13 protein-coding genes are annotated in these 12,743 nt (G+C 51.3%); 5 read left to right on the top strand and 8 right to left on the bottom strand.

Annotated features, from left to right (window positions below):
- Positions 1-78 precede the first annotated feature (78 nt).
- A complete protein-coding gene (locus K0T92_RS06660) occupies positions 79-720 on the top strand; it encodes a thymidine kinase (protein ID WP_219871666.1) in 642 nt (213 codons plus the stop codon).
- A 604-nt stretch (positions 721-1,324) separates the two neighbouring features.
- Here K0T92_RS06660 and erpA read toward each other — a convergent pair.
- Positions 1,325-1,687: an iron-sulfur cluster insertion protein ErpA gene (gene erpA / locus K0T92_RS06655; RefSeq protein ID WP_219871665.1), complete on the bottom strand. Its 363-nt coding sequence runs from the start codon at positions 1,685-1,687 to the stop codon at positions 1,325-1,327.
- Positions 1,688-2,052: 365 nt separating this feature from the next.
- Between erpA and mqnE the strand changes: the two genes are divergently transcribed.
- Both mqnE and K0T92_RS06645 read left to right on the top strand, forming a co-directional pair.
- Entirely contained in the window at positions 2,053-3,156 is a 1,104-nt protein-coding gene (mqnE, locus tag K0T92_RS06650; protein ID WP_219871664.1) for an aminofutalosine synthase MqnE, read from the top strand.
- A gap of 75 nt (positions 3,157-3,231) precedes the next feature.
- The gene (locus K0T92_RS06645) at positions 3,232-4,299 is read left to right on the top strand and encodes an NAD(P)/FAD-dependent oxidoreductase (protein ID WP_219871663.1); all 1,068 of its coding nucleotides are present in this window, start codon (positions 3,232-3,234) and stop codon (positions 4,297-4,299) included.
- A 54-nt stretch (positions 4,300-4,353) separates the two neighbouring features.
- Here the strand turns inward: K0T92_RS06645 and K0T92_RS06640 are convergent, their stop codons facing one another.
- On the bottom strand, positions 4,354-4,626 hold the full coding sequence (locus K0T92_RS06640) for a YuzB family protein (protein ID WP_219871662.1): 273 nt from the start codon (positions 4,624-4,626) through the stop codon (positions 4,354-4,356).
- Between the two features lie 82 nt (positions 4,627-4,708).
- Here K0T92_RS06640 and K0T92_RS06635 point away from each other — a divergent pair, with 82 nt between their 5' ends.
- A complete protein-coding gene (locus K0T92_RS06635) occupies positions 4,709-4,954 on the top strand; it encodes a NifU family protein (protein WP_090578360.1) in 246 nt (81 codons plus the stop codon).
- A gap of 113 nt (positions 4,955-5,067) precedes the next feature.
- Here K0T92_RS06635 and K0T92_RS06630 read toward each other — a convergent pair whose 3' ends face one another.
- From K0T92_RS06630 to K0T92_RS06615, 4 genes are all read right to left on the bottom strand, one after another.
- Positions 5,068-5,850, bottom strand: coding sequence for an SDR family oxidoreductase (locus K0T92_RS06630; protein WP_219871661.1), 783 nt, complete (start codon positions 5,848-5,850; stop codon positions 5,068-5,070).
- Between the two features lie 96 nt (positions 5,851-5,946).
- Positions 5,947-6,657 carry a Cthe_2314 family HEPN domain-containing protein gene (locus tag K0T92_RS06625; protein WP_219871660.1) on the bottom strand — a complete coding sequence of 237 codons (711 nt, stop codon included), beginning with the start codon at positions 6,655-6,657 and terminating at the stop codon, positions 5,947-5,949.
- Between the two features lie 119 nt (positions 6,658-6,776).
- On the bottom strand, positions 6,777-8,543 hold the full coding sequence (locus tag K0T92_RS06620) for a UbiD family decarboxylase (RefSeq protein WP_219871659.1): 1,767 nt from the start codon (positions 8,541-8,543) through the stop codon (positions 6,777-6,779).
- Entirely contained in the window at positions 8,540-9,478 is a 939-nt protein-coding gene (locus K0T92_RS06615; RefSeq protein ID WP_343223647.1) for a COX15/CtaA family protein, read from the bottom strand. The genes K0T92_RS06620 and K0T92_RS06615 overlap by 4 nt, the downstream gene beginning before the upstream one ends.
- Before the next feature lie 348 nt (positions 9,479-9,826).
- Between K0T92_RS06615 and K0T92_RS06610 the strand changes: the two genes are divergently transcribed.
- On the top strand, positions 9,827-10,537 hold the full coding sequence (locus K0T92_RS06610; RefSeq protein ID WP_219871658.1) for a hypothetical protein: 711 nt from the start codon (positions 9,827-9,829) through the stop codon (positions 10,535-10,537).
- 212 nt (positions 10,538-10,749) lie between these two features.
- Here the strand turns inward: K0T92_RS06610 and K0T92_RS06605 are convergent, their stop codons facing one another.
- The gene (locus K0T92_RS06605; protein WP_219871657.1) at positions 10,750-11,088 is read right to left on the bottom strand and encodes a thioredoxin family protein; all 339 of its coding nucleotides are present in this window, start codon (positions 11,086-11,088) and stop codon (positions 10,750-10,752) included.
- Positions 11,089-11,130: 42 nt separating this feature from the next.
- The gene (locus tag K0T92_RS06600) at positions 11,131-12,711 is read right to left on the bottom strand and encodes a copper amine oxidase N-terminal domain-containing protein (RefSeq protein WP_219871656.1); all 1,581 of its coding nucleotides are present in this window, start codon (positions 12,709-12,711) and stop codon (positions 11,131-11,133) included.
- Positions 12,712-12,743: the final 32 nt, after the last annotated feature.

Here is a 12,743-nt window from a genome sequence, read left to right as displayed (position 1 = left end):
CAATTTGGGCTTTTTGCGGGGCTGTTGTTTGCTATAATGGAGAGCAGAATTAAGGAAGTTTACTGGAGGAGAATTTCATTGGCGCAGCTATACTACAAATACGGCACGATGAACAGCGGCAAATCATTCGAAATTATTAAAGTGGCTCACAATTACGAGGAACAGGGCAAGTCCGTCCTTATCTTCTCGCCATCCATAAGCGGGAGGGGTACGCAGGAGCTGATCGGCTCCCGTGTCGGGTTCGAGCGGGCAGCCATTCCCGTTGATGATGATACCGATCTTTATGAGCGCGTTAGAGCTCACTCGGCCTTGCCAGCGGCGACGGTGAATGCCGATGCGGCGGGTACAGTAGCGGATACAGCAGCGGCAGCGCCAAAAATTTACTGCGTGCTCATCGATGAAGCCCAGTTCCTGAAGAAGCATCATATCGAGGAATTGACCCGTGTGGTGGATGAGCTGAATATTCCGGTCATGGCCTTTGGTTTGAAAAATGATTTTCAAAATCAGCTGTTCGAGGGCAGCTACCATCTGCTCGTACAGGCTGACAAGATCGAAGAAATCAAAACCATCTGCTGGTACTGCGACCGCAAAGCAACCATGGTCATCCGCTTCCGCGACGGACAGCCCGTTAATGCAGGCGAGCAAATCCAGATCGGCGGCAATGAGGACTACAAGCCGGTATGTCGGCGCTGTTATAACGGGGCGTTTCGCGAGGCGTAACGTAAAGAATGCTGGAGAAGTCTGAACTTTCCTGCGAAAGCGCAGGCTTTTCACCATTCCGCCCTGCTCAAGTTCGAATGCCTGCCAGAGTGCAGCAATTTTGCGTAATTTTCTCTCTGTCGGCCACCATCGCCATATATTCCTGCACCATCGCAGGCATTCTTCCACTTTGGGCTCTATGCACCGGAAATTGCTGCACTTATGCAGGCTTTCGTATTATTAGGTCAGTCAGAGATTTCTGATTGGCTTATTTTGTAGGCATTGGCTCCCCCTGCCTGCTGAAGACCAAATGCCTGCTAAAGCGCATGAATTTCTCCATATTCCCTCTCTATCGGTCAAATCCATCATATATTCCTGCATTTACGCAGGAATTCTACCATATATGGCTATTTTCAACCGAAATGCCTGCGCTTGCGCAGGCTTTCTTCTCTGCCTGCCAGTCGAACTCATCGCTGCTTTATCGTTTGGAACGCTCGCATCCCCTTTTATATCTATCCTGTTCATCTGGACAAAAAAAACCTTCTGTAAGTTGTATGTTTGCCACATACAATTTACAGAAGGTCGTGTTCATCAGCCCTGAATTCGAGGGCTGGTGCCGCTCAAATTAACATTCCCCAGCTTCGCTCGGCTTGCCTGCATCCGTCGCTGTGCGGAACGACGAGCCGCAGCCGCATGTTGCGGAGGCGTTAGGATTCTCGATCGTGAACCCCCCGCCCATGGCCGACTCCTTGAAATCGATCTCAAGGCCGTTCAAATATTTCATGCTGTCATTATCGACGACAACCTTGAGTCCGCTCATCTCGAATACTTTGTCGCCCTCGTTCTCCTCGTCATCAAAGCCCATTCCGTACGAGAAGCCGCTGCAGCCGCCTTCCTTAACCCCTACACGCAGAAACAAATTCGGTGTTTCCTCCTGCGCGAGCATTTCTTTTATCTTCTCATTCGCTGATTCGCTAATATTAATCATTGTTATTCCCTCCTTCTAAATCATGCGGATATCCGCAATCGGTTACTTCACGCATAAGCTCTATTTCCTATAGTATACTCCACTTCACAATTCCGCTCAAGAGACGGACGACTCGCCCTGCACTCAGCCCCGCCTTCCTTTTCTAGTTGCCGCTCTTGACTTTGAGGTTTATAATAAGGACAGTCTTGCTTGATCGACAGCATTCACAGAATACGCAAGTTATTTTTTTCACAAAGTACGATTGGTACTTTATTCCTATCCACGTCCAGCACTCCAGTGCAGCACATGGAAAAGCATAGATCACTACTTACAACATTAACCGGACCCGCAAGACAACGCCGGTGATGGATTAGGAGGCAGTCCTCATGAACGTAATTATTCCAACAGAAAGCAAACAAATGCAGGACATTGTAGAGAAAGTGCGCAACGGCGAGCGTCTGACCCGGGAGGATGGAGAATTTCTATACCGCTCCGACGACCTGCTGACAATCGGCCAAATGGCGAACGAAGCTAATCTGCGCAAGAACGGCCGCAAGGTTTATTTTATCGAAAATATGAGCTTGTACTTCACCAATGTCTGCGAAGCACACTGCGCGTTCTGCAATTTCCGCAAGGATGAGGGCGAGGAAGGCTCTTACACCCTCTCCGGCGCAGAGATGATCGCATATGTGGAGCAGCATTTTCACCCTGGCGTGCGGGAATTCCATATTGTCGGCGGACATAATCCGCATGTGCCGTTTCAATATTATGTAGATTCGTTAAAAGCATTACATGAGCGCTATCCTGAAGTTACGCTTAAAGCTTACACAGCAGCCGAAATCGACTTCTTCTCGCGCATCAGCGGGCTTAGCTATCGCGAGGTGCTTCAAGAGCTTATCAAGGCAGGTCTCAAGAGTCTGACCGGCGGCGGCGCAGAAATTCTGTCTGATGAGTATCGCAAAAAAATGCGTGTGGACAAAGCTGATGTTTCGCAGTATCTGGACGTCCATCGTACAGCCCACAGCCTTGGTCTGCGGACGCATACGACGATGCTGTACGGCTCAGTGGAGAAGCATGCCGACCGCATCAACCATATGCTCCAAATTCGCGAGCTTCAGGATGAGACGAATGGATTTCTCGTGTTCATCCCGCTGTCCATGCAGCCAATCAGTCCCAAAGCCGGCATACGCCGTCGCAACTCTGCCTTCGAGGATCTGAAAACAATTGCGATCAGCAGATTAATGCTCGATAATTTCCAGCACATTAAGGCATACTTTATTAATATCGGCACTCAGCTCACTCAAGTATCGCTGACGATGGGCGCATCGGATGTGCATGGCACTATTGTAAAGGAACGGATCAGCCACGCTGCAGGAGCCTTGACGCCGGAAGGCATTACCCGCGAGGATCTCATCTGGCTTGTGAAGGGCGCAGGGCGCATTCCTGTCGAACGCGATACGTTCTATAATGAAGTCAAGATATATGAGTAGTAAACAGGCGTCAGACAGTCATTCGTCTGACGCCTGGAATACATAATACGTACTTTCAGAAGGTTGGGATCGTTTATGAAGCGTTTTGTTATTCTGGGCGGCGGCTACGGCGGCCTTACAGTAGCTCATGAGCTGCTGGAGGGCGACCTTCCCGATGATACCGTTATCGTGCTTATCGACAGAATGCCGCATCAAGGGTTAAAGACGGAATATTATTCGCTTGTCGCAGGTACCTCCGCTGATGTTGATCTGCGCGTCAATTTCCCTTATGATCCGCGCTTGATTATTACCTATGGTGAAGTGACGGATATTAATTTGTCAGCCAAGCATATTCAGATTGCCGGACAGGATCCGCTTGAGTATGACTGGCTGGTCGTTGCCCTCGGCTGTACCGACAAGTATCACGGAATCGAGGGCGCCGAGCTGTATTCCAACAGCATTCAGACGTTGTCCTCCACCCGCAAAACCTATTTGGCGGTCAATGATGTGAAGGCGTACGGTCAAGTGACAATCGTTGGCGGAGGTCTTAGCGGTGTAGAGATTGCTTCCGAGCTGCGTGAGAGCAGACCGGATCTTAACATCCGTATTCTGGATCGCGGTCCGTCGATCCTGTCCGCTTTTCCCGGCAAGCTGCAGGAATATGTCTCTTCGTGGTTTCTGGAGCATGAGGTGGAGATGTGGGGCAACGTGTCCCTCTTCAAGCTGGAGGAAGGCGCGCTGTATGACGCCCATAAGCCGGTGACCATTGCGACAGACGTTACCGTATGGACTGCGGGCATTCAGCCCGTGCCGATCGTGCAGCGGATGAATCTTCCCAAGGACAATCAAGGACGGCTTATTGTCAACGAATATCATCAGCTGCCGGAGCACACAGACGTATTCGTGATCGGCGACTGCTCCTCCCTGCCATTCTCGCCAAGCGCTCAGGCAGCCGAGGCACAAGGCAAGCAGGTGGCAGAGGTGATGCAAGCGGTCTGGGCTGGCAAAACGCCGCGGCTGTCGCAAATCAAGCTCAAGGGCGTACTGGGCTCGCTCGGCAAAAAAGCAGGCTTCGGCTTAATGGGACGCACGTCGATTATGGGCCGGGTACCGCGTGTGCTCAAGAGCGGCGTGCTATGGATGTCGAAGCATCATTTTGGATAAGCATCATTTTGGCTACTCAACTAGCTGGTGTGCAGCTGCTGGAGCAGAGCATGCTTACATATCATCGATGAGACGGTCCAGCGCTTCGCGCTCGGCACGCTGCTCCTCGACAACCTCCATAATGCGCTCCAGCAGCCCATCGGCCGTCTCTGCGGCTATAATCTCGCCATTAACCAGGCCGAAGGGAAACAGATAGCATTCACCGCAATTGCCCAGGCAGCCGTATTCGATGACATCCAGCTCCGGATTCTCTTCCAGCTGCTTCATAATTCGTCCTGTCCCGTGATGCATATTGCTTGCACAGAATTCAATAATTGGTTTTAACATGTATAATCACCCTGTTTTAATTGACATCCATTTTCAATTACTTCGCTTTGTACTATAATAGGGGAGAAAGGAGTTGATTGCAATGAGTGAGAATGCACAAAGCACCATGTACGATGAAGTGTTAGACGTTCTTGACAAGCTCCGTCCGTTCCTGCAGCGCGATGGCGGCGATGTTGAGCTCGTTGACGTAGAAGACGGTATCGTCAAGCTGCGTTTGGTTGGCGCTTGCGGCAGTTGCCCGAGCTCGACAATTACGCTTAAAGCGGGTATCGAGCGTGCGCTGCTGGAAGAAGTCGAAGGCGTACAAGAGGTTATGCAAGTATTCTAAGCAAGCAGCCTTACAATAACAATAAAGAGTCTTGCCGGATCTCCAGGCGCTTGCTGCGTCGGAGTCGGTAAGACTCTTTTTCTGTTTAAGTGCGGATACTGGCTCGGCAGCTGTTAATCTCTTATCGTGTTCTTGATGGGATCAAAGCCTCCGGTAACATCAATAATATTACCGGTCAAGTAATCTGATTGTGGCAGACAGAGGAAGGAGATCACACGAGCTATATCCTCGCCGCTGCCCGGACGGATACGCGGCGTCTCCTCATCCAGCTCGCCAAGGACGTCCGCTATCGTCCGTTCCTTATTGAGTCCCCTGATATCGCCGGGGCAAACCATATGTACCGTAATCCCGTTACCCGCTTCCTCCACCGCCAATGTCTTCGTAAACGAGACAAGTCCGGTCTTCGCTGTAGCATAGACAGCCCTGTGCGGCCATGCCCGGCCCTCTCCGGCATGACCGAAGCCAAAGTGGATGATCCGTCCCCACTTCCGCTCCCTCATGCCTGGGAGCAGCTTATGGTCCAGCAGCATGACACCGAGCAGATTGCCATTCACAAGCCCGATAATGTCCTCAACCGCATAATCGGCGAACAATTTCCGTTCCCGAATGAATGGCCCCGCATTGTTGACGAGAATATCGATCCCGCCCGTTGCGGACCAGCGACTCGCTTCCAGCGCCAGACGCTCGACATCGGAGCGCTCCGAAATATCCGCGCGCACAGCAGTCGCTCTTACGCCAAGGCGCTCAATATCCTTTGCCAAGCCCGCTGCCTCCTGCTCGCTGGAGACATAGTTCAATACAATATCGCATCCCATTTGTGCAAGTGCAAGTGCAGTCATTTTGCCCAGGCCTTTGGCGCTGCCTGTAATTAATGCCGTCCTGCCCTGAAGCTTCACAGGCGTCCCTCCTCAAGGAAGACGATGCTTTATGGTTGTGGCGCTTCTCTCAACAAGCACCCTGTATTCAAGCTTATTCAAAAAAAGTATAGCACATTACTTTCGTTTCTTCAGCTGTGAACAAGCATGGTTGAAGGTTAGCCTGAGTGTCTCCAATACCATATCGACACCTTGAGCCAGATCGTCGCATTGCTTCTGCAAATTTTCCAATCGCGGATTGCCGCCGTAGGACTCATAGCTTTGCCGCAAATCGTCCTGCAGCTCGGAGTTCATGTAATGGATCTCCGTATTGCGTCTCTTCCGAAGGCGGGAGAGCACATCCTTGTTCTTGTCCTTGAGGTCATTCAGCGCCCCCATCAGCTCCACGTGGACATTGCGTACCCGCATCGTGCGAAGAACGGTGAAATAAGAGAAGTGGGGCTTGATCCGCTCCGTCTGCAAGCCAAGAAACTCATTCATTAGCGTACCGAGCTTGTCTAGCAAGGCAAACAGGCGAATGAAAGCATTTTTATCGTAGTATACATGCCGCTGATAATCCACCCGTTCCTCTGTCGACATGTCCTGCAGCGACTGCGATTTCACCCGCGCTGCGAACTGCTGGGCTGCATACTGGCTCTGCTCCAGCTCATTGAGCGATGACAGCAGACCGAGCGACCAGATTTCAATCTTGCGCAGTTTGTGATCCTGATCCCGTCCATCGGCAATTCTTTTGTGAAGCATATCGACAAACCGCTCCATGGACTGCATCGTTTGCAGAAGCTTGCCTTCCGGTATTCGCGGCGGTTCGCCGAAGAGCATTCGCAGCATCGTTGTTTCATATCCTCCTGTGCTTCCGCTTGGACTCTGCGCCCGTAAGGCGGCAGCAGCTTCGCTTCGGCAGTGATGTCAATCCGTTCAGAACAATTGCAAGGTTATCGGCCGGGTATTTAAGTGCGGAAATACTCATTCCATCGGCGGTCTACAAGCTCCACGATATCTTCACGCGCTACGACTTCATCGGGATATCCCGGCTTCATGCGGGCGTCAATAACGATCGGAAGGTCATAGCCGATGTGATGTCTGCTGACATTCATTCCGGCATAGATATCATCCGCCGGATTGAAGCGCGTAAATACCGTCCAGAGGAAAGGCGTCTGCGCTCTCGCAATGGAGGCATCATCCACCAGCATAACCAGCGGCCAGCGCGTGCTGTTCGCCTGAAGCCTGGCCAGAAGACGGCTTGCAAGCTCCGGCTCCTGCTCATAGGCTGCACCGGAGACGACGAGGCAGCCGCGGCAATAGACCTCGATGCCGGATATCTCATCAATTGGGCCTTCTTCATAATGGCCCGGCAGCTCACGAACAGGCTCGCCAACGCCGAGCATAACCGCTTTACTGCCATGATTAAGTTTGCCGCTTGTATAATCAAGCGTATCATGTGATGTCTTATCGAACACGTACAGATCCGTCTCCGGATTGAAACGCTCCAGAATCCGCTCCAGAAGCACATCAAATTTCGCCAGATCAAGCGGCTGATCCGTAATCATCAGAAATTTCGTGAGCGTCAGCTGTCCTTCCCCAAGAATGCGGAAGGCAGTTGCCAGCGCTTCTCTGGAATAGCTTTCCCGGACAATAGCAGCCGCCAGCGCATGAACGCCTGTCTCGGCATAGGCCCACAGATCCTTCACCCCAGGCATCGCCATCGGGAATGCAGGCGAGAGCAGGCGCTGCAGAAACTCGCCCAGATAGTAATCCTCCTGACGGGGCTTGCCGACAATCGTTGCCGGATAGATAGCGTCCTTACGATGCCACATATGGCTCACATTAAACACCGGAAAATCATGCGTCAACGAATAGTAGCCGAAATGATCGCCGAAAGGCCCCTCCGGCCGCCGTACATGAGGCTGCACAGATCCGCTGATCACAAATTCCGCATGAGCAGGAATTCTGTGGCTGCCATGCGGGTCCTGTACGACGGGCAGCTTGCCGCCAATAATAAGCGATGCCAGCATCAGCTCCGGCAAATGCTCCGGAACAGGGGCAATGGCAGCCGCTATAAGTGCAGGGGGGCCGCCAAGAAAGACCGATACCGGAAGCGCCTCGTTGCGCTTCTCAGCCTCATAGTAGTGGAAGCCGCCGCCTTTATGTATTTGCCAATGCATGCCTGTCGTTGAATCATCGAAAATCTGCATCCGGTACATGCCAAGGTTATGCTTCTTGCGATGCCCCGGCTGCTCTGTATAGACGAGAGGCAGCGTAACGAACGGACCGCCGTCAAGATGCCAGCTGGTCAGTGCAGGGAGCCCTTGCAGCGGACGCTCCTTCCTGCAGACCTCAAGAATCGGCGCGGAGGCCGGAGCCACTTGCTTCAGGCCAACCTTGAGCATGTCCCAGGCAAGCGAACGCTCGCCCCAGATCGCCTTGGGCGTCGGCGGCATGATCCGGTCAACGGCCCCGATAATTTGCTTCATCAGCGCTTCCGGACGCGGTCCGAACGCCAGATCGACACGACGGTTCGTGCCGAACAAATTCGTTACAACGGGAAAAGGACTGCCCTTCACATTCGTGAAAAGCAGTGCCTTCCCTTCCTCTTCGATAACACGGCGATGAATCTCCGCAATTTCCAAATTGGGGTCAACCGGCGCATCAATAACAGCCAAATCCCCTTCACGGCGCAGTACCTCTATCATTGCGCGCAAATCCGTCAAGCTCATACTTTCCCCCGCCCTTCACGCCATTTCCAAGATCGAATCGTCAAGTCGGCAAGTACGCCGAACAAGCCAGAAATTATTATATTGTGAAGCATGCTCGTAAAGATAAACCAGTCCTCGTTCTCAACGGTTGCCGTCAGCAAAGCGCCGCTCAGCACTTGAGCAGACACAAGCACGAAAGCTAATGTGGCTGATACCCGCAGCCCCCGATGCGTCTTGCATACGCGGTTCACATGGAGCGCAAGCCAGCCGATAACAATAAAAATGATCAAAGCGGCCACGCGATGAACGAATACGATACGTGTAGCGCCTTCCCATTCAGGAATAACCTGCCCGTTGCACAGCGGCCAGCCCAGGCAGCCTCCCGCTGACTCCGTATGACGAATGAATGCGCCCAAATAAATGACGAAGTAGCTGTAGATCAGAATCGACAGCGTGAAAGGCAGCACAGATCGGGGAACGCTCACAGCAGGCCTGCTGACGCCGCTGCCTCGTCTCATCCTGTTAGCCCAGAGGAGGAGCAGCAGTGTACTTGTAAAGGCCATGATGGAGAAGCCGAAGTGGAGCGCCATCACAGAGGGAGATTGCGGCCACTTTACAGCAGCGGCGCCCAGCAGCGCCTGCAGCACAGTGAAGAAGCCTGCACTGCTTGCATACCATACAGCCTCGCGGCTTGCCCGATGGCTTGCGAGTGTCATAATGAAGGTGCCCAGCACAAGGAGGCCGACAACACCACTGACAAGCCGATGCGAATATTCAATCAGAGATTCCACTGTATAAGCCGGAATAAACTTACCATGGCATAACGGCCAGTCATCACCACAGCCGCGACCGGAATCGGTATTTGTTACGAGTGCGCCTGCCAGCAGCACGATGAGCATTCCAATACAAGTCGCCGCGGCGAGAGTACGATACCGGTTGGAAACCAACGCTATCACCTTACTTCCAGAAAGAATCAACTTTCATTATATCGAACAAAAACGACAAATTCCATGTTCAAAATAAAACAACGAATTCCGCTTTTATTTTTCGGCTTTCACCGCCAGATACATTTCGGCTATTCACCATGAAAGTTGCTAGATACGAACTCAATTATATTCTATTTCTTTCGTCGAATCCGTGACTTTTCTGTGATTTTTTTATTAGAAAAGAACCTCCTGAAGGCACGCAAATTGTACACAAGAGTAAAATCCCAAACGCTTGGAATTATGTTGAAATTTATAGGCAATTGAGGAAGTATGTAGTAGAATAGTGTCGAATATATAAACGAAAGGGGTTCTAAAGTAGTGAAGAAGCCGCTCTATAAAAAATGGTGGTTTTGGGTGTTTCTCTTTTTGCTAATTGGGTTCATAGGATCGTTCATGGAAAAGAAGGACGAGGATAAAGATCTCGTTGCAAGCACACAGCCTGCTGCAAAAGCGGACAAAAGCGAAGCGACTAAGCCTCCGGCAGCGCCAGATCCAGAACCAAAACCAGAATCAAAACCTAAACCAGCCGCTAAGGATGCAGTAGTCGAAAAATCTGATGACAAGCCTATTCCTGGGACAATTGGCATGACTGCAAAAGAATTTCAAACTGCATTTAACAAGGCATCTGATGAATTCGGTGCTCTATATTCAATCGATAATTTAAAGGTTGAGACGGGACCGGCGCAGGATACGTTCAAGTTGCAAATATCGGATTTGATATTTATGAATGGGAGTATCAACAAAAAGGATGGTAGTGTTAGAGAGGTAACTATCATTGGAGGTGTAGACGGGACGCCTGAGAGTGTGACCGATCTCATGCTTTCCATAGGTACTCTAATTGCCGCTACAAATCCTTCTCTGGAAGCAAAGCAACGGGGGGCGATTTTGAAAGATGTAGGTCTTACCGACGAAGCAACTGATTTTAGCGATCATAAAGCTTCGACATCAATCAACAAAATCAAATATACTTTAAATAGTAGCACAGAGTTAGGGATATGGTTCACTGCTTCAGATGCCAAAGAGAAATAATTAACATTTGAAATTAAAGGTCAAGCCCGCCAACTAATCCGGTCAGCGAGCTTGACCTTTTAAACATCCGGCACCATACGCCTCCAATCGCTTGCTGATCTCCGACCGAACCGAACTTATAGCGACGGTACGTCCAACGCTGCAACTAAAAACGTCCGCAGGGCTCCGGTTATCCGGTCCTGCGGACGTATTCCCTAACTTTGGCTTCAGCTCTACAGCGCTTCTGACACTGCGATTGCGCGGTCCAGAAATTGCTCGATTTCCTCGCGCGATTTGCGCAGCTTGCTCACGAAACGGACAAGCTCTTTGCCGTTGCGGAAAGCGATAAAGCTCGGAATGCCAAGAATGTTGAGCTCGCTGCACAGATCCGGCAGATCGTCGCGGTCAATCTGGACAAAGCCGATCTTGCCCGCATATTTCTCCTCAACATCCGGCATAAACGGCTCGATGTAGTGGCAATCCTTGCACCAGGTCGTCTTAAATACAGCAACTGTAATCCCGTCTGCAGTAACGGCATCTCTAAAAGCATCGTCTGTCGTTATGATTCTCATTATGTCTCAACACTCCTTTTGTCTCTGGCTAGGTGCTGCTTCTTAGCTTTCACGTTCGATGACGAACAATCCCATCTCATCATCCTCGAAGAATTCCCATGTCGCCTGACCGCCGAGCGCTTTGGCCAGATCTCTGGCCGCTACATAAGTAACTCCGCCGACAACGGTTGTCGGGAAGGCCCATGTCTTCTTTTGCCCGTCGACGATCGCCTGCTTAGAGCCAGCCTTCAAGCTGATTGTTCGACCAGTAGCTTCGTCATAGACAACAAGCATGCCCGTTGCAGCATCCTTCGTTAAAGTCCCTCCGAGCTGCTCCGTTGTTTCGCGCAGAGGAACAATCGTAATTCCTGCAGGTGTCAGGATTGCATTGTCATATACAACCGTTTGCCTCGTAATATGCAGATCATCGCGAAGCAGGCTGTAGCTGTCCGAGCCTTTGCTGAAATTGCTCAGCAACTGGTACCCTTCAAGCATGAAGAGATCCTCTGTATCGAGCGCATCCTCAGGCGCATCAGGCACCTCGGGTGAGACCTCTCCATTCACATTCCACTTCTCACTTGATATCTTGATCCAGACGCTTTCGAACGTCAACTCCTCGTTCAGCTCGCTGTCCTCAGGCAGCTGCGGGCTCATCGACATCTCTATGACGGACTTCCGCATGTCCAGCTTGCTGTCAACAAGCAGATCTGCCTTAACATAAGTCTCTTTGCTGAACATCTGGTCCAGCACTTCAGGCTCTTCCTTCTCCATAGCCTCCAGCTCGGCTTTATAGTCGGTCAGCATCGTTACATACTCCTCGACAGCCTCATCGATCTCATCAGCCTTCATATCTTCCTCTGGAATCGACCCGAAGATACTCTCGGCAGCTTCAATTGTATCCAGCAGTTCCGATTGATCGTTCAGCAGGTCGAACAAGCTGGTCAGCATCTCGCGCAGACCTTCCTTGTCGCTCAGCAATGCGTCCAGATAGGTATTCATCCATGTCCATATTTCCTTGCCGTTCAATTCTGCATGCACGCGCAGGCCAGTCACTGTTTCGCCGCCTACGCTCTCTTGGGCTGGCACGACCGTCAACGTAGTCGGATTAGGCAAATTGTCAATCGCGTATCCGCCCACGATATCCATCATTTGCTTGCTTAGTTCAACCAAGTTCTGCTCGTTCAACGCTTCGTCGGAGGAGGATTCTTCCTCCAGCTCGTCTTCAACCGGCTCTTCCAGCTCGAACACGAATGGCTTCAACGCCCCCTCGATCTCGATAACAAGCAGCTTCTCATCGGTCTTCATCGAGAAGCCGATGCTTTTGCCGCTGAAGTCCAATCTGCCGTCCATCGACATATTGTTGTCATCGGCCACTTTCACATGGTCGAGCTGCAATTTAAAGTGCGTGAGAAGATCCAGAAGCTCAGGCTCGTCATCTTCCACAGCCACATCCGTCCATGCCGTTGAAGGCGTCAGCTTAAACTCGATCGTTTCAGTGCCTTCATAGGACGTTACTTTCAATGACTGCTTGAGCATGGCATTAAAGTCGAGTCCTCCGACCGCTTGACATCCTGCCACCACAATCAGCACGATGACGAGCAGCGCGAGACCGAACGTTTGCTTACCCCATCTATACATCTTCATCTAATAAAAATCCCCTCTCCATGGGTACAAAG

It is taken from the genome of Paenibacillus oenotherae, assembly GCF_019443105.1.
In the GTDB taxonomy this organism is placed as follows: Bacteria; Bacillota; Bacilli; order Paenibacillales; family Paenibacillaceae; genus Paenibacillus_Z; species Paenibacillus_Z oenotherae.
This window is presented reverse-complemented; position numbering and strand designations above follow the sequence as displayed.